Source organism: Spirillospora albida, assembly GCF_000718255.1.
Classification (GTDB): Bacteria; Actinomycetota; Actinomycetes; order Streptosporangiales; family Streptosporangiaceae; genus Spirillospora; species Spirillospora albida.
Window position 1 is genome coordinate 280,978 of record NZ_JOFJ01000005.1, and the last position, 26,693, is coordinate 307,670.

Annotated in this window: 30 protein-coding genes; 14 read left to right on the forward strand and 16 right to left on the reverse strand. The window is 73.2% G+C overall.

Features of this window, described 5'->3' with window-relative positions; translation table 11 throughout:
- Positions 1-40 precede the first annotated feature (40 nt).
- The 3 genes from IE99_RS0109275 to IE99_RS0109285 are packed head-to-tail and all read right to left on the reverse strand — an operon-like array spanning position 41 to position 4,851.
- On the reverse strand, positions 41-2,515 hold the full coding sequence (locus IE99_RS0109275; protein WP_030166741.1) for a polynucleotide kinase-phosphatase: 2,475 nt from the start codon (positions 2,513-2,515) through the stop codon (positions 41-43).
- Complete coding sequence (locus IE99_RS0109280) at positions 2,512-3,885, reverse strand: 3' terminal RNA ribose 2'-O-methyltransferase Hen1 (protein WP_030166744.1); 1,374 nt, start codon at positions 3,883-3,885, stop codon at positions 2,512-2,514. Before IE99_RS0109280 ends, IE99_RS0109275 begins: the two co-directional genes overlap by 4 nt.
- Positions 3,886-3,927: 42 nt before the next feature.
- Entirely contained in the window at positions 3,928-4,851 is a 924-nt protein-coding gene (locus tag IE99_RS0109285; RefSeq protein ID WP_157610166.1) for a DUF3152 domain-containing protein, read from the reverse strand.
- A 107-nt stretch (positions 4,852-4,958) separates the two neighbouring features.
- Between IE99_RS0109285 and IE99_RS0109290 the strand changes: the two genes are divergently transcribed.
- Positions 4,959-5,780 (forward strand): TIGR02452 family protein, encoded by an 822-nt coding sequence (locus tag IE99_RS0109290; protein ID WP_030166751.1) that lies wholly within the window; start codon positions 4,959-4,961, stop codon positions 5,778-5,780.
- Positions 5,781-5,959: 179 nt separating this feature from the next.
- Here IE99_RS0109290 and IE99_RS0109295 read toward each other — a convergent pair whose 3' ends face one another.
- Entirely contained in the window at positions 5,960-6,886 is a 927-nt protein-coding gene (locus IE99_RS0109295) for an LLM class F420-dependent oxidoreductase (protein ID WP_030166754.1), read from the reverse strand.
- A gap of 120 nt (positions 6,887-7,006) precedes the next feature.
- On the opposite strand from IE99_RS0109295, the gene IE99_RS30170 reads away from it, so the two are divergent.
- On the forward strand, positions 7,007-8,029 hold the full coding sequence (locus tag IE99_RS30170; protein WP_051712311.1) for a glycoside hydrolase domain-containing protein: 1,023 nt from the start codon (positions 7,007-7,009) through the stop codon (positions 8,027-8,029).
- On the opposite strand, the gene IE99_RS30175 is transcribed toward IE99_RS30170, so the two are convergent.
- From IE99_RS30175 to IE99_RS0109315, 3 genes are all read right to left on the reverse strand, one after another.
- Complete coding sequence (locus IE99_RS30175) at positions 8,030-8,395, reverse strand: helix-turn-helix domain-containing protein (protein ID WP_051712312.1); 366 nt, start codon at positions 8,393-8,395, stop codon at positions 8,030-8,032.
- 70 nt (positions 8,396-8,465) lie between these two features.
- Positions 8,466-8,687 carry a hypothetical protein gene (locus IE99_RS0109310; protein ID WP_030166762.1) on the reverse strand — a complete coding sequence of 74 codons (222 nt, stop codon included), beginning with the start codon at positions 8,685-8,687 and terminating at the stop codon, positions 8,466-8,468.
- Positions 8,684-8,941, reverse strand: a complete 258-nt coding sequence (locus IE99_RS0109315) for a hypothetical protein (RefSeq protein ID WP_030166766.1) — start codon at positions 8,939-8,941, stop codon at positions 8,684-8,686. The genes IE99_RS0109310 and IE99_RS0109315 overlap by 4 nt, the downstream gene beginning before the upstream one ends.
- 187 nt (positions 8,942-9,128) lie before the next feature.
- Here IE99_RS0109315 and IE99_RS0109320 point away from each other — a divergent pair, with 187 nt between their 5' ends.
- Positions 9,129-9,386: a GntR family transcriptional regulator gene (locus tag IE99_RS0109320; protein ID WP_030166769.1), complete on the forward strand. Its 258-nt coding sequence runs from the start codon at positions 9,129-9,131 to the stop codon at positions 9,384-9,386.
- A 24-nt stretch (positions 9,387-9,410) separates the two neighbouring features.
- On the opposite strand, the gene IE99_RS0109325 is transcribed toward IE99_RS0109320, so the two are convergent.
- From IE99_RS0109325 to IE99_RS0109335, 3 genes are read right to left on the reverse strand one after another with little or no spacing between them, the layout of a single operon-like run.
- Positions 9,411-9,938, reverse strand: coding sequence for a PH domain-containing protein (locus tag IE99_RS0109325; RefSeq protein WP_030166771.1), 528 nt, complete (start codon positions 9,936-9,938; stop codon positions 9,411-9,413).
- Between the two features lie 4 nt (positions 9,939-9,942).
- Positions 9,943-11,271 (reverse strand): class I SAM-dependent RNA methyltransferase, encoded by a 1,329-nt coding sequence (locus tag IE99_RS0109330; RefSeq protein WP_030166774.1) that lies wholly within the window; start codon positions 11,269-11,271, stop codon positions 9,943-9,945.
- Positions 11,264-13,303 carry an APC family permease gene (locus IE99_RS0109335; RefSeq protein ID WP_030166777.1) on the reverse strand — a complete coding sequence of 680 codons (2,040 nt, stop codon included), beginning with the start codon at positions 13,301-13,303 and terminating at the stop codon, positions 11,264-11,266. Before IE99_RS0109335 ends, IE99_RS0109330 begins: the two co-directional genes overlap by 8 nt.
- 205 nt (positions 13,304-13,508) lie before the next feature.
- Here IE99_RS0109335 and IE99_RS0109340 point away from each other — a divergent pair, with 205 nt between their 5' ends.
- Together IE99_RS0109340 and IE99_RS0109345 are read left to right on the forward strand one after the other, a co-directional pair.
- On the forward strand, positions 13,509-14,174 hold the full coding sequence (locus tag IE99_RS0109340) for a potassium channel family protein (protein ID WP_030166780.1): 666 nt from the start codon (positions 13,509-13,511) through the stop codon (positions 14,172-14,174).
- Entirely contained in the window at positions 14,174-14,827 is a 654-nt protein-coding gene (locus tag IE99_RS0109345) for a potassium channel family protein (RefSeq protein WP_030166783.1), read from the forward strand. The genes IE99_RS0109340 and IE99_RS0109345 overlap by 1 nt, the downstream gene beginning before the upstream one ends.
- 36 nt (positions 14,828-14,863) lie before the next feature.
- Here IE99_RS0109345 and IE99_RS0109350 read toward each other — a convergent pair whose 3' ends face one another.
- Both IE99_RS0109350 and IE99_RS0109355 read right to left on the reverse strand, forming a co-directional pair.
- Positions 14,864-15,511: a DUF3159 domain-containing protein gene (locus IE99_RS0109350; protein ID WP_037559007.1), complete on the reverse strand. Its 648-nt coding sequence runs from the start codon at positions 15,509-15,511 to the stop codon at positions 14,864-14,866.
- A 76-nt stretch (positions 15,512-15,587) separates the two neighbouring features.
- Positions 15,588-16,010 (reverse strand): OB-fold nucleic acid binding domain-containing protein, encoded by a 423-nt coding sequence (locus tag IE99_RS0109355; protein ID WP_084219394.1) that lies wholly within the window; start codon positions 16,008-16,010, stop codon positions 15,588-15,590.
- A gap of 188 nt (positions 16,011-16,198) precedes the next feature.
- Here IE99_RS0109355 and IE99_RS0109360 point away from each other — a divergent pair, with 188 nt between their 5' ends.
- The gene (locus IE99_RS0109360) at positions 16,199-17,665 is read left to right on the forward strand and encodes an MFS transporter (protein ID WP_030166790.1); all 1,467 of its coding nucleotides are present in this window, start codon (positions 16,199-16,201) and stop codon (positions 17,663-17,665) included.
- 65 nt (positions 17,666-17,730) lie between these two features.
- On the opposite strand, the gene IE99_RS0109365 is transcribed toward IE99_RS0109360, so the two are convergent.
- Together IE99_RS0109365 and IE99_RS0109370 are read right to left on the reverse strand one after the other, a co-directional pair.
- On the reverse strand, positions 17,731-19,089 hold the full coding sequence (locus IE99_RS0109365; protein WP_030166793.1) for an ABC transporter permease: 1,359 nt from the start codon (positions 19,087-19,089) through the stop codon (positions 17,731-17,733).
- Positions 19,090-19,091: 2 nt separating this feature from the next.
- Complete coding sequence (locus tag IE99_RS0109370; RefSeq protein WP_030166795.1) at positions 19,092-19,859, reverse strand: ABC transporter ATP-binding protein; 768 nt, start codon at positions 19,857-19,859, stop codon at positions 19,092-19,094.
- A gap of 164 nt (positions 19,860-20,023) precedes the next feature.
- Between IE99_RS0109370 and IE99_RS0109375 the strand changes: the two genes are divergently transcribed.
- On the forward strand, positions 20,024-20,734 hold the full coding sequence (locus IE99_RS0109375) for a PIG-L deacetylase family protein (protein ID WP_030166797.1): 711 nt from the start codon (positions 20,024-20,026) through the stop codon (positions 20,732-20,734).
- A gap of 194 nt (positions 20,735-20,928) precedes the next feature.
- Here the strand turns inward: IE99_RS0109375 and IE99_RS0109380 are convergent, their stop codons facing one another.
- A complete protein-coding gene (locus IE99_RS0109380) occupies positions 20,929-21,735 on the reverse strand; it encodes a DUF3710 domain-containing protein (RefSeq protein WP_030166799.1) in 807 nt (268 codons plus the stop codon).
- A gap of 3 nt (positions 21,736-21,738) precedes the next feature.
- Entirely contained in the window at positions 21,739-22,212 is a 474-nt protein-coding gene (gene dut / locus IE99_RS0109385) for a dUTP diphosphatase (protein WP_030166803.1), read from the reverse strand.
- A gap of 168 nt (positions 22,213-22,380) precedes the next feature.
- On the opposite strand from dut, the gene IE99_RS32385 reads away from it, so the two are divergent.
- The 7 genes from IE99_RS32385 (at position 22,381) to IE99_RS0109420 (ending at position 26,688) form a co-directional block, all read left to right on the forward strand.
- Positions 22,381-23,067, forward strand: a complete 687-nt coding sequence (locus IE99_RS32385) for a hypothetical protein (protein ID WP_030166806.1) — start codon at positions 22,381-22,383, stop codon at positions 23,065-23,067.
- A complete protein-coding gene (locus IE99_RS30180) occupies positions 23,064-23,582 on the forward strand; it encodes a MauE/DoxX family redox-associated membrane protein (protein WP_051712313.1) in 519 nt (172 codons plus the stop codon). Before IE99_RS32385 ends, IE99_RS30180 begins: the two co-directional genes overlap by 4 nt.
- Positions 23,579-24,037: a hypothetical protein gene (locus tag IE99_RS0109400; protein WP_030166812.1), complete on the forward strand. Its 459-nt coding sequence runs from the start codon at positions 23,579-23,581 to the stop codon at positions 24,035-24,037. Before IE99_RS30180 ends, IE99_RS0109400 begins: the two co-directional genes overlap by 4 nt.
- Positions 24,034-24,585 carry a hypothetical protein gene (locus tag IE99_RS0109405; RefSeq protein WP_051712314.1) on the forward strand — a complete coding sequence of 184 codons (552 nt, stop codon included), beginning with the start codon at positions 24,034-24,036 and terminating at the stop codon, positions 24,583-24,585. The genes IE99_RS0109400 and IE99_RS0109405 overlap by 4 nt, the downstream gene beginning before the upstream one ends.
- Positions 24,573-24,740, forward strand: a complete 168-nt coding sequence (locus IE99_RS32390; RefSeq protein WP_169744408.1) for a hypothetical protein — start codon at positions 24,573-24,575, stop codon at positions 24,738-24,740. The genes IE99_RS0109405 and IE99_RS32390 overlap by 13 nt, the downstream gene beginning before the upstream one ends.
- 18 nt (positions 24,741-24,758) lie before the next feature.
- A complete protein-coding gene (locus IE99_RS28985) occupies positions 24,759-25,313 on the forward strand; it encodes a hypothetical protein (RefSeq protein ID WP_051712315.1) in 555 nt (184 codons plus the stop codon).
- A 91-nt stretch (positions 25,314-25,404) separates the two neighbouring features.
- The gene (locus IE99_RS0109420) at positions 25,405-26,688 is read left to right on the forward strand and encodes a cytochrome P450 (RefSeq protein ID WP_030166821.1); all 1,284 of its coding nucleotides are present in this window, start codon (positions 25,405-25,407) and stop codon (positions 26,686-26,688) included.
- Positions 26,689-26,693: the final 5 nt, after the last annotated feature.

Consider the following 26,693-nt stretch of genomic DNA (forward strand, 5'->3'; position numbering starts at 1 on the left):
GCGCCGCTTCACGCCCGCGCCGCTTCACGCCCGCGCCGCTTCACTCGAGCGACTCCATGCCGAGCGCGTGCTCGCGGGAGGCCAGCGACCGCTTGCGGCCGAGGGAGCGGCCGCGCAGCCGGTCCAGGTTGCCCGGCTCGGTGTAGTCCGGCCCGTAGATGATCCGCAGGTACTCCCGGCCCCGGCACTTGAGGCCCGGCTGGATCCGCCCGGCGGGCCGGTCGTCCGGGAACGGGCCGAGCGGCTTGACGACCATTCCCTCGCCGCCCGCGGCGGTCAGCTCCTCCCACCACGCGGTCGCGGCGGCCTCCGACTCCGCCGACTCCAGGTCGACGACGCGGGAGCCCGTCCGCAGGACGAGGCCGGTGGGGTCGGCGTCCGCGAGTCGTCCGGCCATGTCCATGTGCCAGTCGTGCTCGCGCGCGTCGGCGTACGAGCGGCCCTCGCCGGCCAGGATCTGGAACGGCGCGAGGCGCAGCCCCTCCAGGCCGTCCACCGGCCAGCAGTACCGGGCGTAGGCGTCCCGGAAGCGGGCCGCGTTGGACGCGCGGGCCTCGACGCGCTCGCGCAGGCCGCCGACGTCGAGACCGCGGGCCTTCGCGCGGTCGAGGACGCCAGCCGCCATCGGCAGGGCCGCGCGGGCCGCCGCGCCCGTCGCCGCGTACTGGACGCGGATGAGGTCCATGGCCTTGGCCGACCACGGCAGCAGCTCGCAGTCGAGGGCGAGCCAGCCGGTGCCGAGCTCGTCCCACAGGCCGGCGGCGCCGATCGCGGCGCGGACGCGGCCGAGGATCTCCTCCGTCCGGGCGGGATCGCGGAAGAACGACCGTCCGGTGCGCGTGTAGACGGCGCCGGTCGTCCCGTCGTCCACGCCGAAGCGGGCGGACGCCACCGACGCGTCGCGGCACACGACCGCGACCGCGCGGGAGCCCATGTGCTTCTCCTCGCAGATCACCCGAGTGAGGCCCGCCTTCCGGTAGGCGGCGAACGCCTCGGCGGGGTGCTCCAGGTGTCCGGGCAGCGGCGACGTCTCGGCGGGCGCCATCGTCGGCGGCAGGTACACGAGCCAGCGGGGGTCGATCGCGAACCGGCTCATCACCTCCAGCGCCGCGAGGGCGTTCTCCTCCCGGACGCTGACCCGCCCCATCAGGCGGGTCCGCACGCCCTGGTCGCCGAGCACGTCCTCGATCTTCAGGACGTCGCTCTCCGCCCGCGCGCCCGCGCTCGTGTCGGACACGGCCGCCAGCGGACGGGTCGGCTCGTACCAGACCCGCCGCGCCGGGACGGAGATGAGCTCCTTCTCCGGGTAGCGCAGCGCGGTCAGCTTCCCGCCGAACACGGCGCCCGTGTCGAGGCAGATCGTGTTGTTGACCCACTCGGCCTCCACGACGGGCGTGTGGCCGTACACGACCATCGCCGCGCCGCGGTAGTCGCGCGCCCACGGGTACCGGACGGGCAGCCCGTACTCGTCGGTCTCGCCCGTCGTGTCCCCGTACAGGGCGAACGAGCGGACGCGCCCGGACGCGCGGCCGTGGTAGGCCTCCTTCAGCCCGGCGTGCGCGACGACGAGCCGGCCGCCGTCCAGCACGTAGTGGGCGACGAGGCCGTCCATGAACGCGATCGCGGCGGCGCGGAAGTCCTCCGGCTCGGCGGCGAGCTGCTCCAGCGACTCGGCCAGGCCGTGCGCGAGCCGCACCTTCCGGCCGCGCAGCGCCCGGACGAGCTTGGCCTCGTGGTTCCCGGACACGCACAGCGCGTCACCCGCCGCGACCATGCCCATGACCAGGCGCAGCACGCCGGGCGAGTCGGGTCCGCGGTCGACGAGGTCGCCGACGAACACGGCGGTCCGGCCGCCCGGGTGGCGCGCGCCGGCGGCCCGGCCCTCAGCGTCCCGGTCGATCTCGTAGCCGAGCGACGCGAGGAGGTCCTCCAGCTCGGCGCGGCAGCCGTGCACGTCGCCGATGACGTCGAACGGGCCGGTCAGCTCGCGCTTGTCGTTCCACGCCTTCTCATAGACGATGGTCGCCGCGTCGATCTCGTCCACGCCCTTGAGGACGTGCACGCGGCGGAACTCGCGGCCGAGGGTGCGCAGGCCGCGCCGCAGCTCGCGGCCCTGGCGGGGGATGACGTGCGGGCCGAAGTCCCGGTCGGGGCGGGCGGCGTTCCGCTCCGCCGCGACGTGCTCGGGCACGTCCAGGACGATCGCGGCCGACAGGACGTCGTGGTCCTTGGCGATCCGCAGCAGCGCCTGCCGCGCCTTGCTCTGCACGTTCGTCGCGTCCACGACGGTGAGCAGGCCGCGCCGCAGCCGGGTCGCGACGATGGTGTGGAGCAGGTCGAACGCGTCGCCGCTCGCGGACTGGTCGTTCTCGTCGTCCGACACGAGGCCCCGGCAGAAGTCGGAGGAGATGACCTGCGTCGGGCGGAAGTGCCTGCGCGCGAAGTGCGACTTGCCCGAGCCGGACACGCCTACCAGCACGACGAGGCCCATCGCGGGCAGCTTGATCTCGGTCATCGGGTGAACACTCCCATCTGCGTCGGGGCGCCGACCTCGGGGTCGTCGTCGCCGACGGGGACGTACCGGACGCGGTAGCCGTGCGCGGCGGCGACCCGGTCCGCCCACGCGCGGAACTCGGCGCGGGTCCATTCGAAGCGGTGGTCGGGGTGGCGCATCGCGCCCGGGGCCAGCCCGTCGTAGCGGACGTTGTGCTCGGCGTTCGGCGTGGTCACGACCACGACCCGGGGCGCGGCGTGGCCGAACACGACGCGCTCGACGGCGGGCAGCCGCGGCGGGTCGATGTGCTCGACCACCTCCATCAGCACGGCCGCGTCGTAGCCCTGGAACCGCTCGTCGGCATAGGTCAGCGCGCCCTGGAAGGGGGCGCCGGCGCGGCGGCTCCGCTCCAGGCGGCGGGTCGCGTGCTCGATCGCCCGGTACGACACGTCCGTCCCGGTGACCTCGGTGAAGAAGTCGTCCTGGACGAGGCGGGCGAGGAGCTTGCCGGAGCCGCAGCCGAGGTCGATGACGCGGCGGGCGTCCTCGTCGCGGAGCGCCTGGATCACCGCCTGGGCGCGGTGCTCCGCGAGCGACACGCGGACCTCGCCCTCGGGCTCCTGCTCCACCGGGTCGAGGGCGTCCTCCGGCGCGTCCTCGGTGTCGGCGAGCCGGCCGAGCGCGGCCCGGACGAGTCCGCGCCGGTTCGCCAGGTAGCGGCGGGTGATCGCGTTGCGGTCGGGGTGCGCGGCGAGCCAGCCCTCCCCCGACCGGATCAGCTTGTCGACCTCGTCCGGCGCGAGCCAGTAGTGCTTGGCGTCGTCCAGGACGGGCAGCAGCACGTACAGCTGGTTGAGCGCGTCCGCGAGCCGGACCTGCCCGGTCAGCGTCAGCGTCACGTACCGGGAGTCGCCCCAGTCGCCGAACTCCGGGTCGAGCGGGACGGGCTCGGCGGACACGTCCCAGCCGAGCGGGCCGAAGAAGCGCTCCGCCTGCGCGGGCCCGCCCCGGCACGGCAGCGCCGGCAGGACGACCTCCAGCGGGAGCGGGGCCTCCGCGAGGCCGGGGCGCGCGTCGCAGCGCCCGCGCATGGCGGTGCGGAACACGTTCGCCATCGCGGACGCCAGCAGCGACGACGCCGCGTACGGGCGGTCGTTGACGTACTGGCCGAGGGCGAAGTCGGGGGTGCCCCTGCCGCGCGTCCGGACGAGCTTGACCGGGTCGACGTCCAGCAGCAGCGCGGCCGTGCAGCGCCGTTCGCCGACGTCGGGGTAGAAGACGTGCGCCGTGCCGAAGGACTGCTCGAACCGCTGCACCTTCTCCGGGTGCTTGTGCAGGAGGAAGCCCAGGTCGGTCGCCTGGTCCGTGGTGGTGGTGATGGTCAGAAGCACGGACAGAGTGTGACCGACCGGACGCCGTGCTCGCACCGGGATTTAGGGCACGGACGGGCCGCTCACGAAGCGCCCCCGCCGGTCGTAGGGCCAGCCGTTGATCACGCAGCCCTTCAGCCCGAAGATCTGCTGCTGCATGACGGGGGCGGGCCTGCCGCGCCCGCCGCAGGTCATGTGGCGGTGGCCGAGCCGGTGCCCGACCTCGTGGTTGATCGTCAGCGCGTGGTAGTCGTCCGGACGGCCCCTGTAGTAGGTCGTGAGCAGCAGCCAGCGCCTCAGGTTGACGACGACCTGCTTGCCGCCGGCGCAGTTGACCTTGCCCTCGGTGTCCAGCCCGTACGCCGCGCAGATCCTGTCCACCGTGCCGGGCGAGGCGAGCTTCACCACGAAGTCGTACGGGCCCGAGTCGACGCGCCGGAACGCCCACTTCCCGCCGGCCGTCCAGCCGCGTTCGTCGGCGAGGATCGCGTCCACGCTGCGGGCGAACGCGGCGGGACTCTGCCGGAGGCCGCCCTCCACCTCGACCATGTACCGCATCAGCCTGCCCCGGCCGTACGTGCGGTCGCCGCTCGCCGGGGGGCGCGTGAAGCGGCCCGTCCCGCGCGCGGGGATGTAGGGGGTCACCTTGGGCTTGACGATGGGCGGGTCGGACGGCTCGGCGTCGGCGCGCCCGCCCGTCGCGACGGGGCCGGGGGTGGGCTCGGCGAACGGGGAGCCGGCCGTCGGGCGCCACATGACCAGCGCGCCCACGGCCACCACCGCCGCCAGGACGAGGGAGACCAGCCCGAGGATCATGCCGCGCCGCCGGCCGCGCCGGGCGTTCTCGAACTCCCGGTCGAGGTCGGGGGCGACGGTCCGGGTCCGGGGCGGCGCCGCGCCGTGCGGGGAACGCGGTGAGGGGGGTGCGCCGCGCCGGGAATGGGAGCTTCTTCGGCGGCGTCCCTGCCGTGATCGTGGCGGCTGCATCGCGTCCCAGCATCCCAGAAACCGGGAGAAAAACGATCATTACCGACAATGTGCCAGGTAAAGCGGTTGCCGATGCCGCAGGGGCGCGGCCACAATCGCAGACCATCATGAGCAGACACCCCCGCCGGATGACCGCCCAGGAGACCGTCGCCATCCTCGAACGCGGCTCCTACACCGCGCCCTCCGGGCGCACCGTCCCCATCTCCGCCGCGCTCGGGCGCGCGGTGCGCGGCACCGTCCTGTACCGGCCGGACGAGCTGGACCGCCTCCTCGCGGACCTGCCGTCCGGGCGGCCGGGCACGCGGATCGAGGTCACCGGCGAGACGACGCTGGCGGCCGCGCGGCGGCTGCGCGTCCCCGGCGGGGCGGCGCCGCTCGCGCTGAACTTCGCGTCCGCGAAGAACCCCGGCGGCGGGTTCCTGAACGGGGCGCACGCGCAGGAGGAGGGGCTCGCCCGGTCGTCGGGCCTGTACCCGTCGCTGCTGGAGGCCCGCGAGTACTACGACTTCCACCGGGCGCGGGGCGACCTGCTCTACAGCGACCACATGATCTACTCGCCGTCCGTGCCGGTGTTCCGGGACGACGCGGGCCGGCTCCTCGAAGACCCCTACGAGGTCGCGTTCGTGACGTCACCGGCTCCGAACCGGGGCGCGATCCGCGATCCGGGGAAGGCGGCGCTGATCCCCGGCGTCCTCGCCGTCCGGGCCCGCAAGGTCCTCGCCGTCGCCCTCGCCCACGCGCACCGGCGGCTCGTGCTCGGCGCCTGGGGCTGCGGCGTGTTCCGCAACGACCCGTCCGAGGTCGCCGGGGCGTTCGCCGCCGCGCTCCGCGACGAGTTCGCAGGCCGGTTCGAGCATGTCGTCTTCGCCGTCTGGGACCCCTCCGGCGGCTCCCCGCGGCTGGCCGCGTTCCAGCGCGCCTTCGCCTGAAGCGCCCTAGGGACGCGCGTAGGACGCGATGCCGCGAATGAGGATGTCGATGCCGAACCGGAACCGGTCCTCGCCGTCCCCACCGGTCAGTTCGTTACTCCTGCCGCGGCACCCGCGCCCCGAGGACGCCTGACACGACCGGAGGCCCGCGGCCGCTCCCCGGCCGCGGGCCCTTTCGGTCAGAGCTTCGCCATCACCTCGGACGCCAGGAGCTCGATGTGCTCCAGGTCGCTCAGGTCGAGGACCTGCAGGTAGATGCACTCGGTGCCCAGCTCGGCGAAGGCCCCGATCTTCTCGACGAGCTCGGCGGGCGTGCCGGCCAGGCCGTTCTCGCGGAGCTCGTCCACCTCGCGGCCGATCGCGTCGGCCCGGCGGCGGATCTCCGCCTCGTCCCGGCCGCAGCAGACGACCTGCGCCGCCGAGTACACCATCGGGCGCGCCCGTCCGGCGGCCCGGCAGGCGGCGCGGACCCGGTCGAACGCCTCCCCGGTGTCCGGCAGCTTGTGGAACGGGACGTTGTACTCGTCGGCGTACGCGGCGGCCAGACGCGGCGTCCGCTTCGCCCCGAAACCACCGATGAGGATCGGCGGGCCCCCGGCCTGCGCCGGCTTCGGCAGCGCCGGGGAGTCGGCCAGCGCGTAGTGCTCGCCGCCGAACGAGAACGTCTCCCCCTCCGGCGTCCCCCAGAGGCCGATGAGGATCTGGAGCTGCTCCTCCAGCCGCTCGAACCGCTCGTTCAGGTCCGGGAACGGGATCCCGTACGCGGCGTGCTCCTGCTCGAACCAGCCCGTCCCGATGCCGAAGTCGACGCGCCCGCCGCTCATCCGGTCGACCTGCGCCACGGAGATGGCGAGGGGGCCCGGGTAGCGGAACGTCGCGGCGGTCATCAGCGTGCCGAGCCGGATGCGGCTCGTCTCGCGGGCCAGCGCGCCCAGGGTGACCCACGCGTCCGAGGGTCCGGGCGTGCCGGGAACGTCGCCCATCTTGAGGTAGTGGTCCGACCGGAAGAAGGCGTCGAACCCGAGGTCCTCGGTCGCCCTGGCGACCGCCAGCAGCGTCTCGTAGTCCGCCCCCTGCTGGGGCTCGGTGAAGATCCGAAGTCGCATGCCTCCCATCCTCGCCCCGGCGCGGTCCCGACGGCACCACCGAACCTCCCGATTCGCCAGTGATCATGAGGGAAAGGCTGTTGAATCGTCCATGACCTGATTCGCGAACATGGAGCTGACATGGCCGTCTTCGGCGTCGACTACGCGTGGGGCCGTCCGGGCACGACCGCGCTGAGGAACGCCGGGGCCAGGTTCGCCTGCCGCTACCTGTCGCACGACACCACCGGCAAGAACCTGACCCGCGACGAGGCCGAGGAACTGTCGGACGCCGGGCTGTGGCTGGTCGTCGTCTGGGAGACCGCCGCGGCGAGGGCCCTGGCCGGCCGCGGCGCCGGAGTCGCCGACGCCCGCGACGCCGCAGAGCAGGCCGCCGCCTGCGGCATGCCGGACGACCGTCCGATCTACTTCGCGGTCGACTTCGACGCCGCACCGTCCCAGCAGCCGGCGATCAACGCCTACCTGGACGGCGCCGCCTCCGTCATCGGCCGCGACCGCATCGGCCTGTACGCGGGATACGGGCCGATGGACCGCGCCTTCGACGCCGGGATGATCACCTACGGCTGGCAGACCTACGCCTGGTCCGGCGGGCGCTGGGACCCCCGGATCCACCTCCAGCAGTACTCCAACGACCGCACCCTCAACGGCGTGATCGTCGACTACGACCGCGCCGTCCGGACCGACTACGGGCAGTGGCGCGTGGGCGTCTCGCCCCGAGGAGACGACATGCCCGACTACGTGTCCGCCGGCGTCATCGGCCAGGAGCTCCAGCCCGGCGTGTGGACGACGGTCGACTGGGGGATCGAGTACTCCGACGCCGAGGGGCAGCACCGCGACGAGGGCGGCCCGAGCCTGCTGACCGGCCCCGCCAAGTACACGCTGAGCGCCACCCTGACCCTCGTCGGCGTCCCCGCGGGCACCCGTGTCCAGGCCCGTTCGATCGAGGTGGACGCGGCCGACACCAGCCGCCACGAGACGGGCGCCGTCCACGACCACCTCTCCGCGGGCGACCCGACGAACCTGCTGTTCGGCATGGCCGCCGACTCGGTCGGCCGGGACCGCCGCGTCCGCCTCCAGGTGCGCCAGCACGGCCCCGCCGCCGCGACCATCACCGGCGGCACCGCCAAGGTCCTCTTCTGGAAGTGATCAGCGCTCGCCGTACAGCACCCGCAGGAACGCCAGCGCCGTCCGCCGCTTCTCCCCCGGGTCGGCCCGCAGCTCGGCGAAGTAGGAGCTGAGTTCCGCCAGCTCCCCCCGCACGTCCTCCGCCTCGGCCCCGAGCGGCTCATCGCCCCCGGCGATCCGCACGAGATCACCGGCCCGCCACCGCAGCGCGTCCTCGATCGCGGACCGCGTCCGCGCCTGCGGCCACCGCTCCCCCGCCTCCAGGTTGTAGACGGTCTTGATCGTGACACCGGCCCGCTCGGCGAGCCGCTCCTGCGTCAACCCGAGCGCCCCCCGCCGGGCCGCCACGTACTTGGCGACCCGCTCCCGGTCCACGGCCGTGCCCATGCGCCCACCATGCCGGAATCGCCTAAAAACCTCCAGAAAAGTAACCCACCTGGCACCGCCCCGTCCGGCTCTAGCCGTCGATCAGGCGGCGGGCCACGTCCAGGCCCGGCTTGTCGACGCCGTCCGGCACGAACAGCCGCCGGGTCCGGTGCGCGTAGACGCCGCGCCACCAGCGCGGGTCGTCGTCCTCGGCGAACGCCGCACCCACCACGACGCGAGTGCCGTGCTCGATCAGCAGGATGATCTCATCGTCACCCTCGACGTCGACGCGCCCGGCATCGTTGACCGTCATGCCGTCTCCCCACCGACACGCTTCGCCTCGGCCGCGGTGATCTGGGCGGCGAGGTTCTCCGCCATCGTGACGACGTCCGCCTTCAGGTCCTCGGCGCCGCACAGCAGGCGGAGCTCACCGACGGTCGAAGCGGTCACGGTCAACTGGCAGCCGTAACGGAGCTGCACGTGGGTCAGGAAATCCGCGCGGGCGGCACGCCAGACCTCGCCCTCGCGAGTGACCCGCCACCCGTCGATGCGGGGAGTCTCGGACATCGTCGTCTCCTCGGCGAAAGAGGAGCACGGCCCCCGCCTCGGGAGCCCCGGGGTGCAAAGCCGGGCGGGCAGCCGCGCAGCCCCGCACTCGACGGAGCATGGAGTTAACACTACCTCGGTATACCTAGGTAGTGCTAGGGCTCCCATAGATATCCAAGGTCGCCCCTGATCGCCTAAGGTCCGGTTCATGATCGATCCTGAGGCTCGGAGGCCGCCATACCTTCAGCTCGCAGATCTGATCCGGCAACGGATCGCGGAGGGCGAGATCCCGATCGGTCGCCGGATACCCTCCATGACCGCGCTCGAGGCCGAGTACGGACTCGCCCGCAACACGATTCAACGCACGCTGAACGTCCTCAAGGACGAGGGACTGATCGAGCGCGAGCCAGGCCGTGGCATGTTCGTCATCGCGCGCCCGGACGGTGAAGAACCCGCCGGCGAGTAGGGCGGCGGGCTCACATCACGTCGCTCAGATCCGGTCGAGCAGTTCCTTCTTCTTCGCCTCGAACTCCTCAGGCGTGACGATCCCCGCGTCGCGGAGGCGGCCGAGCTTCTCCAGCGCCTCGAACACGTCCTCGCGGGACGCCGGACCGGTCGAGGGGTCGGTCCGTCCGGCGGCAAGGCGTTCCCGGAGTGCGTCCGCGATGGCCCTGCCCGCCTGCTTGCCGACGTCGGTGATCTCGGCCTTGTTCCCGGGCGCGAAGACGGTCAGCTTGCCGAGGACCATGCCGCTGTTCCACTGCACGGACGAGATCTTGTCGAGGGGGAAGTCCTCGGTGGTCTTGCCGACCCAGCCGTCCTTGACGAAGAGCAGCCGCCGGTCGGTGAGCACGAGCAGGCCCGTGCCGCCGCGATAGGTGCCCGACAGCATGTGCCGCACGGTCTCGCCCTCCCACAGGGACTCGGCGAGCCTGCGGATCTCGCGCTTGGCCCCGACCTGGTCGTCCATGCGGTCGGCCGCGGCCTGGATGTCCGCCCGAAGCGGCGCGTCGGCCATGCGCCTATCCTCTCACCAGGACCGCCAGGCACTCCACGTGCTGGGTCATCGGGAAGGCGTCGAAGGCTCGCAGCGACTCCAATGTCCAGCCCTTCTCGCTGAAGTAGGCGAGGTCGCGGGCCAGGGTGGCGGGGTCGCAGGAGACGTAGGCGATCTTGCGGCCGGCGAGGCGGGCGACCTGGTCGACCACGGCGCGGCCGGCGCCGGTGCGGGGCGGGTCGAGGACGACCACGTCGGCGGCGCGGACGCGGGCGCCGCCCTGGTGGCCGGTGCCGCGCTTGTTCTGGGTGCGGGACGAGGCGTCGGCGTGGCCGAACTCGAGTTCGGCGATGACCTCCTCGACCGGGCCGCGCTCGATCGAGACGTTCGGCAGGTCGCGGAGGTTGAAGCGCGCGTCGCGGACGGCCTGGGCGTCGGACTCGATGCCGACCACCAGTCCGGACGGGCCGATCCGGTCGGCCAGGACGCCGGAGAACAGGCCCGCGCCGCTGTACAGGTCGAGGGCGATGTCGCCCGGCTTCGGTTCGAGGGCGTCCAGGACGGCGTCGGCGAGGAGCTGCGCGGCGCCCGGGTGGACCTGCCAGAAGCCGCTGCCGCTGACCTGGAAGAGGCGGCCGGACACCTCCTCGCGAACATAGGGCAGGTTCGCGCCCGGCTCGGGCTTGCCCCGGACGAGCCGGACCGGCACGTCCAGGCGGGGCACGCGGATCTTGCGGCGGTCGCGGCCGCGCAGCACGACGAGGCGGTCTCCGGTGGAGGCGGAGGCGATGCCCTCGACGCCGGTCGCGCCGGGCCAGCGCTTGCGCTCGATGCCCATCATCTCGACGCCCGGGTGGGCGATCAGGCACTCGTCGATCGGCTCGATGTCGTGGGAGCGGTGCCGGCGGAGGCCGACGGTGCCGCCCGCGACGGTGAACTGGACGCGGGTGCGCCAGCCGAGGCCGGGCGGCGGGACGATCTCGCTCTCGACCGGGTACGGCACCTCCTCGACGACCACCGTGCGGGTGATGCCGGCGAGGCGCTGGAGCTGCTCTTCGACGACGGCGGCCTTGAGGCGGCGCTGCGCGGGCAGGGAGGCGTGCTGCCAGTCGCAGCCGCCGCAGCGGCCGGGGCCGGCGAAGGGGCAGGGCGCGTCCACGCGGTCCGGGGACGCCTCGATGATCTCGACGGCGTCGGCGCGCAGGAAGCTCTTGGTGGTCTCGGTGACGCGCGCCTTGACCCTCTCGCCGGGCAGGGCGTGCCGGACGAAGACCACGCGGCCCTCATGGCGGGCGACGCAGAAGCCGCCGTTGGCGACGTTGCCGACGTGCAGGTCGAGGAGCTCTTCAGTCACGGTCCGAAACACTACCGGCACCGGGGCGTGCGTCGGCCGTGCCGCGGGGCGGGCGGCGCGACGAGCCGGGGCCGGGCGGCTCCTGCCGCCCCTTCAGCCGGTCGGACGAGTGGAGCTGCCACGGGACGCTCGTCACCATCACGCCCGGCTGGAACAGCAGCCGGCCCTTGAGCCGGAGGGCGCTCTGGTTGTGCAGGAGCTGCTCCCACCAGCGGCCGACGACGTATTCGGGGATGAACACGGTGACGACGTCGCGGGGGCTCTTGCGGCGGACGTTCTTCACGTAGGCGAGGACCGGCCGGGTGATCTCCCGGTACGGGGAGTCGAGGATCTTGAGCGGGACGGGGACGTCCAGGGCGTCCCATGCCTCCTGGAGGCGCCGGGACTCGTCGGCGTCCACGGCGACCGAGACGGCCTCCAGCGTGGACGGACGCGTCGCGCGAGCGTAGGCCAGGGCCCGCAGCGTCGGCTTGTGGATCTTCGAGATGAGCACGATGCCGTGGTTGCGGGCGGGCAGCACGACGTCCTCGCCGGACGGCTCCAGCTCGGTCGCGACCCGGTCGTAGTGCTTGCGGATGCTCTTCATCAGCACGAACAGCACCGGCATCGCGATGCAGACGATGTAGGCGCCGAGCGCGAACTTGGTGATCAGGACGACGATGAGGACGACGCCGGTGAGGGTGGCGCCGAACGCGTTGATGCCGCGGGAGCTCTTCATCCGGCGGCGCTGCGCCGGGTCCGTCTCGGCGCGCAGGAGCCGGTTCCAGTGCCGGACCATGCCGATCTGGCTGACGGTGAACGACACGAACACGCCGACGGTGTAGAGCGGGATCAGCTTGCTGACGGACGCGTCGTAGGCGTAGATCAGCAGCCCCGCCATGGTGGCGAGGATGATGATGCCGTTGCTGAAGGCGAGCCGGTCGCCGCGGGTGTGGAGCTGGCGCGGCAGGTAGCGGTTCTGCGCGAGGACCGACCCGAGGACGGGGAAGCCGTTGAAGGCCGTGTTGGCCGCGAGGAACAGGATCAGCGCGGTCATGATCGCGACGAGCGCGAACCCGGGCGTGAAGTTGCTGAAGACGGTGTGCGCGACCTGCGCGACGACCGGGTCGGCGTTGTGGATCTCCTGCCCGGTGGCGGGGTCGACGAGGTGGCTGCCCTGGTCGGGTTCGGCGAACCTGGCGTCGGTGATGTAGGCGAACGCGGTGACGCCGCCGAACATCGTCATCGCGACGACGCCGAGCAGGAGCAGGGTGGCGGCGGCGTTGTCGCCCTTCGGCTTCTTGAACGCGGGCACGCCGTTGCTGATCGCCTCGACGCCGGTCAGGGCGGCGCAGCCGGACGAGAACGCGCGCAGCAGCAGGAACACGAGGGCGAACCCGGCGACGTCCACCGCCTCGCCGCGGACCTCGTAGCCCGCGGTCTCGGCGCGCAGCTCGTCCCCGGTGAGCAGCCGGAGGGCGCCCCACAGCAGCATGCTGCCGATCGCGAACATGAACAGGTAGGTCGGGACGGCGAACGCGGCGCCGGCCTCCTTCAGCCCGCGCAGGTTCGCGACGGTGAGCAGCGCCACGATGACGAGCGCGACCACGACCTCGTGCGGCTGCATGAACTTCAGCAGGGCGCCGAGGTTCTCGACGCCGGACGACACCGACACCGCGACCGTCAGGACGTAGTCGACCATCAGGGCGCTCGCGACCAGGACGCCCCAGTTGTCGCCGAGGTTGGTGGTGGCGACCTCGAAGTCGCCGCCGCCGCTCTGGTAGGCGCGGACGTTCTGCCGGTACGAGGCGACCACCGTCAGAAGGATCACCACGACGGCGGCGGCGACCCACGGCGTGTAGTGGTACATGACGAGCCCGCCCGCCCCGAGCGCGAGGAGGATCTCCTGCGGGGCGTACGCCACCGAGGACAGGGCGTCGCTGGCGAACACCGGCAGGGCGATCCGCTTGGGCAGGAGCTGCTCGTGCTGCTGGGCGCTCCGCAGGGCGCGGCCCAGCAGGACGCGCTTCACGAGGTCGGGAACCTTCGACACGAAATGGAACTCTAACCCCCCGGCGGGCGGCCGCCTGTCTGCCGGGTAGTACTCGCCTGGGGCAATGTGTAGGTTGGCAGCCCGGCAGGGATCATTCACAGCAGCGGTCCTCGGGTGCGCACGGTGTCGGGGCAGCCACGACGGACGCCGTGCACGGCGCGGGGGTACAGGGGGAGCGTCCCCCTGGTCGGAAGAGGGAACGGCCGTGCATATCGTGATCATGGGGTGCGGGCGCGTCGGTTCGACGCTGGCCCACATCCTGGAGGACAAGGGCCACTCGGTGGCCATCATCGACCAGAGCCCGGAGGCGTTCCGGCGGCTGCGCAGCGGCTTCCGGGGGCGCCGCGTCACCGGGTTCGGGTTCGACCGCGATGTGATCGCCGAAGCGGGCATCGAGCACGCGTCCGCGTTCGTCGCCGTCAGCAGCGGCGACAACTCCAACATCATCTCGGCCCGCGTGGCGCGCGAGACGTTCGGCGTCGACAACGTCGTGGCGCGGATCTACGACCCGCGCCGCGCCGAGGTGTACCAGCGGCTCGGCATCCCGACCGTGGCGACCGTCCGGTGGACGGCCGACCAGATCCTGCGCCGGCTGCTGCCGGAGGGCGCGGAGCCGCTGTGGCGCGACCCGACCGGCGCGGTCGTGCTCGCCGAACTGGACGCCGGGCATCTGTGGGTGGGCGAGAAGGTCCAGGAACTGGAGGAGCACGCGAAGACGCGGGTGGCGTTCCTCTCCCGGATGGGCGAGGCGCTCGTCCCCGACCGGGACACCGTGATCCAGGACGGCGACGTGGTGCACATCATGGCGCGCTCGGACGAGGTGGAGCGCGTGAACGCCGCGGTCGCGGCGCGGAACGAGGGGAGCGCCTGATGCGGGTCGCGATCGCCGGGGCCGGCGCGGTGGGCCGGTCCATCGCCCAGGAGCTGCTGGAGAACGGCCACGAGGTGCTCCTGATCGACAAGAGCCCGAAGGCCATCAAGGTCGAGATGGTGCCGCGCGCGGAGTGGCTGCTCGCGGACGCGTGCGAGATCGCGTCGCTGGACGACGCGGCGCTGGAGCGCTGCCAGGTGGTCGTGGCCGCGTCCGGCGACGACAAGGTCAACCTGGTCGTGTCGCTGCTGGCGAAGACGGAGTACGGGGTGCCGCGGGTCGTGGCGCGGATCAACCACCCGAAGAACGAGTGGCTGTTCAACGAGTCGTGGGGCGTGGACGTGGCGGTGTCGACGCCGCGGCTGCTGTCCGCGCTGGTGGAGGAGGCCGTCAGCGTCGGCGACCTGGTCCGGCTGATGACGTTCCGGCAGGGCGAGGCGAACCTGGTCGAGCTGACGCTGCCGGAGGACGCGCCGCTCGGCGGCCAGCGCGTCGGGTCGGTGGCCTGGCCGCGCGACACGGCGCTGGTGGCGATCCTGCGCGAGGGCCGGGTGCTCGTCCCGACGCCTGACGACACCCTGGAGCCGGGCGACGAGCTGATGTTCGTGGCCAGCCAGGACGTGGAGGACGAGCTGGCCGAGCTGCTGGGCTGACGAGGCCGCCCGCGGGCGGGGCCCGCCCCGCCCGCCTCAGGTGGCGGGGTCCTCCCGGCGGATCGGGGTCCGTCCGCGAGCGAGGACCCAGACCATGGCGGCGAGGGCCGCGACCTGGAGAGGCCAGCCCATCAGGATCTTGGCGGTGCCGAGGAAGCCGCTCTGGTCGCCCTCCGCGACGTAGATCGGGTACTGGACGGCGACGCGCACCACGCACGGCGCCACCAGCAGCCAGGTGAGCCGGGAGCACAGCTTCAGGATGCCCGGGTCGGACCGCCACGCGGTGGGGTCGCCGGTCACGGACCCGATGAGGAATCCCACGACCGGCCACCGCACCGCGATCGAGAAGATCATCGCGGCGCCGTAGCCGGCGTTGATGAGGATGCCGGGCAGGAACGCGTCCTCCGCCTTGCCGGAGCGGAGCGCGAAGAACGCGGCGATCGCGATGCCGAACAGGCTGTTGAGGACGAACTGCGGGTTGGACCGCTGGACGATCCGGATCAGCAGCAGCACGACCGCGGCGCCCACCCCGGCGGCGACGGCGAGCCGGATGTCGTCGATCGCGACGTAGGTACCGGTGAACGCGATCGTGGGGACGGCCGCCTCCAGCATGCCCCGGACGCCGCCGAGCGCCTTGGCGAGCTGGGCCCGGACGGCCGCCTCGACGGTGTCGTGCGCCGCCATGGCATCGGCCGCGGTCGCGGTGGTCCCGGTCTCGGTCCCGGTGTCGCTCACGTCGCCCCCTCGGCCGGCGGGGGTCTCACGACCCGCCGCGCAGCTCGTATCGCGGATTGAAGATGACCTTGCGCCCGTCCTGCAGGCTCACCAGCCCCTCGGCGATCAGCCGCCGCCCGGGGTCGATCCCGGCGATCCTGCGGCGGCCGAGCCAGATCAGGCTGACCACGTCGGTGCCGTCGTAGAGCTCGGCCTCCAGGGCGGGGGCGCCGCCCCGGGGCCGGAGCGTCACGGTACGCAGCGTACCGGCGACGCAGTGCCGCTTGCGCTCTCCGCACGCGGTGATGGGCGTGGCGCCCTCGTCGTCGGTGGTCTTCTGCAGCTCTTCGGCCTCGAGCTCGGCCTTGCTGGCACCCATCCGCCGCAGGAAGCGCCGCAGCGCTCCGTTACCGCGAACCGGCGCGGCGGGATCGGTCTCCGGGGCTCCGCCGGCCGAAACCTCATCCATACCCGAAAGCGTAGGGCATATGGGGGCGAATCGAACTCATACGGCCCGGACGATCTGTCACCCCGCCACCGGTACCCCGGCCGCGGCGCGCGGACACCGGCGTGCCCTCGCCACTTGTGGAATGAAGCGTTCCGTTCTGTTAATATGAGAACAGAACGTTCCGCTCCGCAAAACGAAGGGATGAGCCGATGACCGTCACGATCGACCGGGCGACTCCGACGGCCGCACCGACCGGACCCGTCCCCCGCCGCTGGCTCGGCCTGTCGGCGATCCTCGCCGCGACCCTGCTGAACCTCCTCGACTCCACCATCGTCGGCGTGGCCGCCCCGGCCATCCGCGCCGACCTCGGCGGATCGCTGTCCGCCCTCCAGTGGATGTCGGCCGGCTACACCCTCGCCCTCGCGGTCGCGCTGCTCACCGGCGGACGGCTCGGCGACATGTTCGGCCGCCGCCCCGTCCTGCTCGCCGGCACGGCCGGCTTCCTCGCGACCTCGCTGGCGTGCGCGCTCGCCTGGTCCCCCGAGAGCCTGATCACCGCCCGCGTCGCGCAGGGGCTGTGCGCGGCCGTGATGGTCCCGCAGTGCTTCGGGCTGATCCGCGACCTGTTCGGCGCGCGGGACATGGGCAAGGCGTTCGCCCTGTTCGGCCCGGTGATCGGCCTCGCCACGATCCTCGGCCCGGTCGTCGCGGGCGTGCTCGTGGACGCCGACCCGTTCGGGACCGGCTGGCGCGCGATCTTCCTCATCAACGTGCCGCTCGGCGCGTTCGCCCTCGTCGTCGGCGCCCGGGTGCTCCCCGCGGCCGCCCCCACCGGGCGGGGCGGCGGCATCGACCTCGTCGGGATGCTGCTCGGCGGCGCCGGGATGAGCATGCTCGTGTACCCGCTCGTACAGGGCCGCGAACTCGGCTGGCCCGCCTGGTCACTGCTCCTGCTCGCCGGTTCCGTGCCCGTCCTCGCCGCCTTCGCCGTCCACCAGCTCCGCCGGGACCGCGCGGGCCGGACGCCGATCCTGCGGCTGTCGGTGTTCGCGAACCGCGGCTACCGCTCCGGTGTCCTGTTCGTCATCGTGTTCTTCGGGACGATCACCGGGTTCTCCCTCGCCACCGGCCTGTTCCTCCAGCTCGGCCTCGGCTACACGCCGCTCGCCGCGAGCCTCGCGATGGTGTCCTGGGCGATCGGCGCGTTCGCCGGCTCGGCCTTCGGCGGAACGCAGATGGCGCGGCTCGGCCGGACGATCCTGCCCATCGGGCTCACGCTGATGACCGCGGGCCTCATCGGGCTGTCGGCCGTGCTCGCCGCGGCGGGCACCGGACTCGGCGGCCCGCACCTGGCCGCGCCGCTGCTGGTCTTCGGCGCCGGAATGGGCATGATCTTCGTCCCGCTCTTCGACATCATCGTCGCGGACGTCGCCGACCACGAGGTCGGCTCCGCGTCGGCGGCGCTGGAGTCGATCCAGCAGCTCGCCGCGACACTGGGCGTCGCCGTCCTCGGCACCGTGTTCTTCGCGGCGCTCGGCGGCGAGACCGGGCACGGGTTCGACGCGGCGGCGGCGCTGACCGGCGCCCGGCAGGTGACATGGGCGACGATCGCGCTCACCCTGGCCGCCTTCCCGATCGCGTTCCTCCTCCCCCGCAGAGCCCGGCAGCCGCACTGATCCGCGCACGCCGGCGGGCGCCCACCCCGGAAGGGGAGCGGGCGCCCGCCGCCGCGTCCGGCCGGTCAGGCGGTGACCGCCTCCACCGCCGGGGTCCGCAGGACCCGCCGCGAGGCGGTGAGGGCCGTCGCGCCGGTGATGGCCGCGGCGAGGGCGACCACCGCGAGGTACGTCCAGACGCCGCCGTCCGGGACGGGGGTGCCGCGCCGGGCGATGCCGAACGGGACGATCGTGAAGACGGACGCCACCGTGCCGCACGCGACGCCGATCACCGTCAGGACGGCCGACTCGATCGCGACCATGCCGAGGACCTGCCCCGGGGTGGCGCCGGCGAGCCGGACCTGGCCGAACTCGCGGCGGCGGTGCGCGGTGGCCGCGACCAGCGTGTTCACCAGCATGATCGCGGTGAACAGGACGACCATGCCGATGACGACGAAGTTCAGCGTCTCGATGTTCTTCTGCTCGGCGTCCTTGACGAGCCCCTCGGCGGCGGCCGCCGCGTTCTCGGTGGCCTGGAGGAACAGGGTGCCGACGGCCGTGCCGGTGAACAGGATGATCGGGGTGACCGCCGCGGCGAGCTGCCCCGTCCGGCGCCGCATGTTCGTCACCGCGAGGTCGCCGGTGACGCCGCCGAACCGGCGGACGGGCCCGGCCAGGACGCCCGTCGCCCGGCGGACGATCAGCGGGGCCAGCAGCGCCAGCCCGATCGCGGCGAAGATGTCCGCCTGACCGGACGTCGCCATCGCGTCCATGCCCTTGCCGCGCATCACCGTGACCGTGATCGCGACCTCCCAGAGCGCCACCAGGAAGAACACCCCGGCGAAGACCGCGCGCCCGCGGCCGAGCCGCTCCGCGCCGGTCGCGGCGTCCCGCAGGGACTCGGTCGCGCCCGCCCGGACGGCGCGCCGCACCGCGATCAGCGCGGCGGCGACCGCGGACACCAGCGTCACCCCGGCGCCCACGGAGACCGCGATCGGACCGAACGCGTAGCCGACGCTCTCTGGCACCTGGCCGGTCCCGTGGAGCAGTCCGAGGAGGCCGCGTCCCAGCGGCACCGCCGGAACGATCGCCAGCAGCACGGCCGGCACCGCCAGCCCGGCGGCCTCGCCGACGATCATCCGGCCGAGCTGCCCGGGGGTCGCGCCGGCGCTCTTCAGCAGGGCCAGCTCGGCGGCCCGCTGCCGGACCGACAGCGTCAGCGTCGACGCCACCGCGAACACCACCAGGATCAGGCCCCAGCCGCCCACGACGCCCGCCATCGTGGTCAGCGTCTCCCGCGCCGGGCCGGTGGCGCCCTCGCCGTTCGCGGTGTCGAGCATCGCCGCGAACGCCATGATGATCGCGGCACCGAGGAACATGGACAGGAAGGTCGCGGTGAACGCGCCCGCACGGCGCCGCAGCGACCGGATCGCCAGCCAGAACACGGTCAGACCCCCGCTTCGGCGCGCTGCCGCTCGACCTCGTCCGCCAGGTGCGTCATCCGCTCCGCGACCGCCTCGGCGGTCGGCGCGGGCAGGTGCCCGACGATCCGGCCGTCGGCCAGGAACACCACGGAGTCCGCGCCGGACGCGGCGACCGGATCGTGCGTCACCATCACGACCGTCCGCCCGAACTCCCGGACGGACTCGCGCAGCAGCCCCAGCACGTCCCGGGCGCTGCGGGTGTCGAGCGCGCCGGTCGGCTCGTCCGCGAACAGGATCTCCGGCCGGGTGACCAGCGCCCGCGCGATCGCCACCCGCTGCTGCTGCCCGCCCGACAGCTCCGCCGGCAGGTTCCCGAGCCGGTCGCCCAGCCCGACCCGCGCCAGGATCCGCGCCGCGCCCGCCCGGTCGACCCTCTTCCCGGCGAGCCGCAGCGGCAGGGTCACGTTCTCCAGGACGGTCAGCGTCGGCAGCAGGTTGAACTGCTGGAACACGAACCCGATCCGCTCGCGGCGAAAGCGGGTCAGCGCCGCCTCCGAGTCCCCCGCGAGCTCGGCGCCGTCCACGAACACCCGGCCCCCGGTGGGCCGGTCCAGGCCCGCCGCGCACTGCAGCAGCGTGCTCTTGCCCGATCCGGACGGGCCCATCACCGCCGTGAACGACCCCGCCGCGAGCGACAGCGACACCCCGTCCAGCGCCACCACGCGGTTGCCCTCCGCACCGTAGACCTTCCGCACCCCGTCCAGCCGGAGCGCCTCCCGACCTGCCGCCATCGCTCTCACCTTCCGCCCCGCGCCCCCCGTCGGGGCGCCGCGAGATCGAAGCTACGGACGGCGGGCGCGCCGCAGGAGGGGTCCAGCACGCCGATCGGGGTAGGCAAAACCCCACCTCCGGCAGCCGCGAAGGCGCTCTCACGAGCGCGCCGGCGTAGGCCAGGATGGTGGGTATGGAAGAAGTATCGGAGGACTGGGGGCGGGCGCTCGCGATCGTCGCGCACCCCGACGACCTGGAGTACGGCGGGTCCGCCGCCGTCGCGAAATGGACCGCGCAGGGCAAGGAGGTCGTGCAGGTCCTCGCCACCCGGGGCGAGGCCGGGATCGACGGGATGGATCCCGAGGAGGTGGCCCGGATACGGACCGCCGAGCAGATCGAGGCGGCCCGCCGGGTCGGCGTCGGCACCGTCGAGTTCCTCGACCAGCCCGACGGCATGCTGGAGTACGGGCTGCCGCTGCGGCGCCTGCTGGCCGGGGCGATCCGGCGGCACCGCCCGGAGGTCGTGATCTCGGTGAACTTCCGCGAGACGTTCCCCGGCGGCATGTTCAACATGGCCGACCACCGCGTCCTCGGCCTCGCCGTCGCCGACGCGATCCGGGACGCCGCGAACCGCTGGGTGTTCCGCGACCTGGACCTCGACCCGTGGCAGGGGGTCAAATTCGCCCTGTTCGGCGGGTCACCGCAGGCGGCCCACTACGTGGACGTCACCGGCCACCTGCAGGCCGGCATCGACTCCCTGCTCGCGCACAAGGTCTACTTCGACGGCCTCGGCGCGGACTTCGACGCCGCCGCGTTCCTCACCTCGATGGCGACGCCGACCGGCGAGGCCGTCGGCGTCGAGCACGCGATCGGATTCGAACTGATCGCCACCTAGTGCCGGGCGCAGGGCCGCCTGCCCTTGTTGTGCTTGTTCCGCTTGCGGGCGCGGCGTTTGCGGGTCCTCTTCGACATGCCATCGATTGAGCACCCGCGGCGCCGCCCGCGGCAAGGGACGGCCCCCCGCCCGGAAAGCGGAAACGCCGGGCCCGCACGTCCGAAATGCGGACGTGCGGGCCCGGCGCCGCAGGCTCAGCGCACCTCGGTGATCTCGGGGCCGCGCTCGAAGGGGCTGAAGTTCTCCTCGCCCTCCTCGGGCTCGCCCTCGCCGAACTCCTTGGGGATCTGGAGTTCGAGCAGGTCGCGCGGAGGCATCGGGGCGTCGCCGCGGACGACGACCACGCCGCGCAGCACGTCCTCCAGCACCTGCCACTGCTCCTCGTCCTCGATCGCGGCGCCCTGCACCACGGCCTGGAGGAACCAGCGCGGGCCGTCCACGCCGAGGAAGCGGATGATCTGCGGCGCCCAGCCCTGCTCGATGAACTCGGCCGGGATCTGCTCGCGCACCTCGTCCGGCATCTCCGCGAGGACCTCCTCGGTCAGCGCGGCGGGCACCATCGCGAGGAGCTCGGGGCCGAACGGGCCGTCGCCCTCCTGCGTCTGCCCCTGCGCCTCCTCCTCGATGTCCTTGGCGGTCTCGCGCCGGACGTCCGCCCAGATGCCGCTGCGCTTGGGCGCCGCGAACACCTGGAGCTGCATGGCGCTCTCGGCGTACTGGACCAGGACGGCGACGGGACGGCCGTCGAGGGGGTTGCCCTCCTCGTCGACCTGGGTCGCCTCGAAGTTCACCTGGAAGCCGAGACCCGGCGCGACCGGGATCTGGAGGGCCCCGAAGTCCAGGCGCTGCAGTTCGGGGAAGGAGTCCTCGGAGTCCCAGGGGCCGCCCTCGGCGCTCTCGGGAGCCTCCGCCTCGGCCTCATCGACCGGCTGCGCCGACTCCTCGGTCGCCTCGGCGCCCTTCGCGGGCTCCTCGCCCTGCCGACGACGTCCAAAAGCCACGACTCACACTCCTTCTCTGCTGTGCTCAATATCGGCGACACCGCCCGTGGAGCCGAATCCGTTCGCCCCGCGGGCCGCGCCGGGAAGGTCGCTGACCTCGTGGAACACGGCGCGCTCCACGCGCTGCACGACCATCTGCGCGATCCGGTCGCCCCGCCGCAGCCGGACCGTGGCGCGCGGGTCGGTGTTCAGCAGGGTCACCTTGATCTCGCCCCGATAGCCGGCATCGACCGTACCGGGTGCATTGACTATGGTCACCCCCAACTTAGCGCCCAAACCGGACCTCGGGTGCACGAACGCGGCATAGCCGTCCGGCAGGGCGATCGCCACCCCGGTCGGCACCACGGCGCGCTCACCGGGCGGGAGTTCCACGTCCTGCGCGGCGTGCAGGTCGGCGCCCGCGTCGCCCGCGTGGGCGTACTCCGGCAGGGGAAGCCCGGGGTCCAGCCGCTTGATCAGGACGTCGACCTTGCTCACGGTTCCACCTCACGCTCTGGGAGCCTCCGCCCGGACGCCGCGCGCCGGGAGGCCCCCCGACCCTACCGGCTCCGGAGCGTGACCACTTCCGGAAGGTTTGCCCCGTAAGAGCCATTCCAGGCGTACCGTCACAGCAGCCACAAGGGGCGCGAACCAGGAGGAAGCGTCATGGCCGAGGTCACCCACCGCTCACTCGACGGCGTCCGGATTCGCATGTCCGGCCCGCACGACCTCGCCCGCCCCTGCACGTCCGTCGCGCGCGTCGCCGACGCCGGACGACTCCACGAGATCTCCTCAGGCACCCGCGCCGACGCCCTCGCCTGGGCCGAGGACATCGGTGTCCGGCGCTTCGACCAGGAGTTCCACACCCAGGGCGGACGGCTGAGGGTCGGCCGCACCGCGACCCGCGACGCCGACACCGGGTTGAGCGATCCCGTCCTCGCCGCCGTCTGGGAGGGGCGCCGCCACGCCGTGTTCACCCACCTCTACCACGGCCGCCCCGCCGACGCCGTCGCGTTCTTCCGGACGCTGCGGCTCACCGAGCACGCCGACGGGATCACCGCCGTCCCGCGCGGCCGGGCGCGCCGCCCCGAACCGGCGGAGATGGCCAAGGAGGTCCCCGGGCTCGGGCTCCTGGAGATCGCGCCGCTGACCGCGCGGACCCGCAGGCGGCTGCCGTCCTGGCGGGGCGCGTCGGTCGCGGGCGGCGAGCTGTTCCAGGACGCCGTGGAGGGGCAGGGACCGTACTTCCTGCTCGCGCTGACCTCGCTGCTCGTCACCGTCCTGCCCGAGGAGGACCGCGTCCGCGAGGTCCCGCGGCGGCTCGCCGGGCTGGCGGTCGAGGCGATCCGGTGACCGCCCTGCTCGCCGGGGCCGCCGCCGTCGCGATCCCGCTCGTCCTGCTCGCGTCGCTGGCCGGGCACCTGCGGCGCCCCCGGGCCCTCGCCGGGGCGCTGCGGGCGCAGCGGACGCTCCCCGCCGTCCTCGTGCGCCCGGTCGCCGCGTCCGTCCTGCTCGCCGAGGCGGTCACGGGGTCGGCGGGCCTGGCGGGGCTCGTCCTGTGGCGGGAGACCCCTGCCCTGTGGGCGGCCGCCGCCCTCCTCGGTATCTACGCCGCCTACGGGACGTGGGTGGCGCGGACGCGGCACGGCGTCCCCTGCGGCTGCGCCGGCGACCCCGGCACGCCCATGACCGGCTGGGTCGCGGCCCGCGCCGCCGCACTCGCCGCGCTCGCGCTCGCCGGCGCGTCCGGCGGCCTGCCCTCCACCGCCTACGAGACGTCCGTCTCCACCATCGCCGGCCTCACCTTCGCGGTGCTCCTGTGGACGCTCCCGCACGCCATGACCCACGAGAGGACCCTCGCCGGATGAGCTTCCAGAACAGCGCCCTGCTGCTCTCGTGGGCGGCGATCCTGCTGCTCTCCCTGGTGGTCGCGGGACTGGTCCGGCAGGTCGCCGCGCTGACCAGGGGCGCGCCCGCCCCGTCCGCCCTCGGCCCGGCCCCCGGCACACCCGCCCCCGCGTTCGACCGGCTCGGCCCCGGCCTCCTGCTGTTCCTCGACCGCGACTGCGGCGTCTGCACCGACGTGCTGGCCGCCGCCGAGTCCCTCGACCGCCCCGTGCAGGTCGCCTTCGCCGGGGCGCCCGCCGTCACCTCACCGGGGCTGACCGTCCACGCCGACGAGCGGGACGGCCTGTTCACCGCCTACGACGTCCCCGCCACCCCCTTCGCCGTGCTGATCGACACCGGCGGGCGCGTCCGCGCCGCCGAGCCGGTCGGCTCGCCCGACGCGCTCCGCGCCCTCGCCCTGGAGGCCGCCCGATGATCGAACTGGAAGACGTCCCGCTGCTGCGCGGCCCCCGTCCGGCCGGGGCGCCGCGCGCCCGGCGCCGCCCCGCCCCGGGCGAGCCGCGGCCGCGTCCCGTCCGCCGCAGCGTCCTGACCGGTCTCGCCGCCGCCGGCGCGACCGCCGGGCTGAAGGCGCTCGGCGTGTTCCCGCCCGCCCGCGAGGCGCTCGCGTCCGGGTTCCAGCTGGCCGGGTACTACGACATCTATCCGCGCTGCCCGTCGTACGCGTCCAACCACAATTGCTCTCCCGGGTGCGGCCCGAGCCTGGTGTGCGGCGTGTGCTGCCGGACGAGCGGCAAGTACAAGGGCTTCCACAGGTCCGGGGTCTCCGACCCGGGCCGCTACAAGCTGCGCCCCGACGCGTGCGTCGGCGGCGGGTACGACGGCTGGCTCTGGGCCTATACGAAGAGCTGCGGGAGCTGCAAGAAGGGCGTCACCTGGCGCTGCCATGACGGCTGGAAGAAGTCCAAGCGCGGGAACTGGTACCGGACGATCTGCCGCAAGGCGACGGCGTGCCGGAACTGACCGCCGGACGCCTCCGGCGGGGCCTCACCGAGCCGTTCCTCCCCGTCGCGGCACTGTCGCTGCTCGCCGTGGCCGCCGCCGCGCTGGACGCGACCGTCCTGTGCTGGGCGTCCGTCGGCGCGCTGGCGGGCTTCGCCCTGTCCGGCAGCGTTTGAACGCGCAACAGCGAATCCGTGCTGTTCTCGCCAGGTTGGCGGGCCCCGATACGGCAGGGCGAGGTCCTCGCCGTCTTCACCCTCGGCCTTCTCGCCGGGGGCACCCTCAGCGCCGCGGTCGTCTGGCTGCTGTCCGGTCTCACCGAGCCGGTTCCGGCCCCGGCCCGCGCGGCGTCGATCATCGGCATCGCCGCGCTGGCGGTGGCGCGCGAAACGGGCCTGCTGCCGATCCCGCTCCCCCAGAACGCCCGTCAGATCGCCCCGGAGGTCCTCCAGACCCGCCTGCGCCGGGGCTCCCTCCAGTTCGGCTTCGAGCTGGGCACCGGCGTCCGCACCTACGTCTCCGCGAGCACTCCCTACGTGCTGGCGCTGGGCCTCCTCCTGGCGCACCGGTCTCTGGCGACGACCCTTCTGACCGGCGCCGCCTTCGGCGCGGGCCGCGCCCTGAGCGCCGCCCTGACCTATCTGGCCCGGGACGAGCACCGGGACGCCGCGATCGCCGCCCGTATGCCGCACACGAAGACCACCACGGCGATCGCCACCCTCATCGCCCTGTCGCTCCTCCTCACGTAGCGGCACTCACCGCGGGCGACCTTGACGCCGGGCCGGGGCGTGGGTTGCATGGAAACCGAATGATGTTCTGCGGAGCCGAGGGCGGTGCGGCGTGACGATCACGGCGGCGGACCAGGTCAACCTGTCGGACCTCACCTTCTGGGCGCTGCCGCAGCGGGAGCGGCTCGCGGCGTTCAAGCGGCTGCGGCAACTCGACAGGCCCGTGTTCTTCCCGGAGCTCGAGGTGCCGTTCTTCAAGGCCGGACCCGGCTACCACGCTCTCGTCCGGCACGCCGACGTGGTCGAGGCCAGCCGGAAGCCGGACGTCTTCAGCAGCGAGCCGTCCGTCACCGGCGTCGCCGACCTGCCCCGCTACATGGCGCGGTACTTCGGCTCGATGATCAACATGGACGACCCGCGGCACGCGAAGATCCGCAGGATCGTGTCGCGGGCGTTCACCCCGCGCGTCCTCGCCAAGCTGGAGGAGGACCTGCAGGCGAGCGCGACGCGGATCGTCGACGATCTGCTGCTCCACGGCCCCGGCGACTTCGTCACCGACGTCGCGGCGAAGCTCCCCGTCCAGGTCATCTGCGACATGATGGGCATCCCCGAGGCCGCGCGGCCGATGGTGTACGACCGGACGAACATCATCCTCGGCGTCGGCGACCCCGAGTTCAGCGGTGGCGCCGACTTCGGCCGGACCGGGATCATCACGCGCAGCGGCGTCCTCCACGGCATCCTCAAGGCGATGACCGCCGGGTACGAGCTGAACCACCTGGCGATGAAGCTGGCGCGGCGGCGCCGCCGCGAGCCGGGCGACGATCTGGTGTCCGCCCTCGTCGGCGCGAACGTGGGCGGCGAGACGCTCACCGACCAGGAGATCGGCTCGTTCTTCATCCTGCTGGTCGTCGCGGGCAACGAGACGACCCGGAACGCGATCTCGCACGGGCTGAAGCTGTTCACCGACAACCCGGAGCAGCGGGCGCTGCTCATGGAGGACTTCGACGCGCGGATGCCGGGCGCCGTTGAGGAGATCGTCCGCATGGCGACGCCCGTCATCCAGTTCCGCCGCACCGTCACCCGCGACCACGAGATGAACGGCAACCTGTACCGGGCCGGGGAGAAGGTCCTGCTGTTCTACAACTCGGCGAACCGCGACGAGGCCGTGTTCGACGACCCCGACACGTTCGACATCACGCGGTCGCCGAACCCGCATGTCGGGTTCGGCGGGCCGGGTCCGCACTTCTGCCTGGGCGCGAACCTGGCCCGCCGGGAGATCACCGTGATGTTCCGGGAGCTGTTCACCCGGGTGCCCGCCATCCGCACCGCGGGGCGGCCCGACCGGCTCTACTCCGACTTCATCAACGGCATCAAGCACCTGCCCTGCACGTTCTGACCCGG

Coding starts and splice junctions, on each gene's coding strand:
- IE99_RS0109360 (WP_030166790.1), top strand. CDS start 16,199: ATGACCGTCACGATCGACCGGGCGACTCCGACGGCCGCACCGACCGGA.
- IE99_RS0109320 (WP_030166769.1), top strand. CDS start 9,129: ATGATCGATCCTGAGGCTCGGAGGCCGCCATACCTTCAGCTCGCAGAT.
- IE99_RS32385 (WP_030166806.1), top strand. CDS start 22,381: ATGGCCGAGGTCACCCACCGCTCACTCGACGGCGTCCGGATTCGCATG.
- IE99_RS0109285 (WP_157610166.1), bottom strand. CDS start 4,851: ATGCAGCCGCCACGATCACGGCAGGGACGCCGCCGAAGAAGCTCCCAT.
- IE99_RS0109400 (WP_030166812.1), top strand. CDS start 23,579: ATGAGCTTCCAGAACAGCGCCCTGCTGCTCTCGTGGGCGGCGATCCTG.
- IE99_RS0109310 (WP_030166762.1), bottom strand. CDS start 8,687: ATGACGGTCAACGATGCCGGGCGCGTCGACGTCGAGGGTGACGATGAG.
- IE99_RS0109405 (WP_051712314.1), top strand. CDS start 24,034: ATGATCGAACTGGAAGACGTCCCGCTGCTGCGCGGCCCCCGTCCGGCC.
- IE99_RS0109290 (WP_030166751.1), top strand. CDS start 4,959: ATGAGCAGACACCCCCGCCGGATGACCGCCCAGGAGACCGTCGCCATC.
- IE99_RS0109350 (WP_037559007.1), bottom strand. CDS start 15,511: ATGGCGGCGCACGACACCGTCGAGGCGGCCGTCCGGGCCCAGCTCGCC.
- IE99_RS30175 (WP_051712312.1), bottom strand. CDS start 8,395: ATGGGCACGGCCGTGGACCGGGAGCGGGTCGCCAAGTACGTGGCGGCC.
- IE99_RS0109295 (WP_030166754.1), bottom strand. CDS start 6,886: ATGCGACTTCGGATCTTCACCGAGCCCCAGCAGGGGGCGGACTACGAG.
- IE99_RS0109325 (WP_030166771.1), bottom strand. CDS start 9,938: ATGGCCGACGCGCCGCTTCGGGCGGACATCCAGGCCGCGGCCGACCGC.
- IE99_RS0109315 (WP_030166766.1), bottom strand. CDS start 8,941: ATGTCCGAGACTCCCCGCATCGACGGGTGGCGGGTCACTCGCGAGGGC.
- IE99_RS0109355 (WP_084219394.1), bottom strand. CDS start 16,010: ATGGATGAGGTTTCGGCCGGCGGAGCCCCGGAGACCGATCCCGCCGCG.
- IE99_RS0109375 (WP_030166797.1), top strand. CDS start 20,024: ATGGTGGGTATGGAAGAAGTATCGGAGGACTGGGGGCGGGCGCTCGCG.
- IE99_RS0109345 (WP_030166783.1), top strand. CDS start 14,174: ATGCGGGTCGCGATCGCCGGGGCCGGCGCGGTGGGCCGGTCCATCGCC.
- IE99_RS30170 (WP_051712311.1), top strand. CDS start 7,007: ATGGCCGTCTTCGGCGTCGACTACGCGTGGGGCCGTCCGGGCACGACC.
- IE99_RS0109275 (WP_030166741.1), bottom strand. CDS start 2,515: ATGACCGAGATCAAGCTGCCCGCGATGGGCCTCGTCGTGCTGGTAGGC.
- IE99_RS0109370 (WP_030166795.1), bottom strand. CDS start 19,859: ATGGCGGCAGGTCGGGAGGCGCTCCGGCTGGACGGGGTGCGGAAGGTC.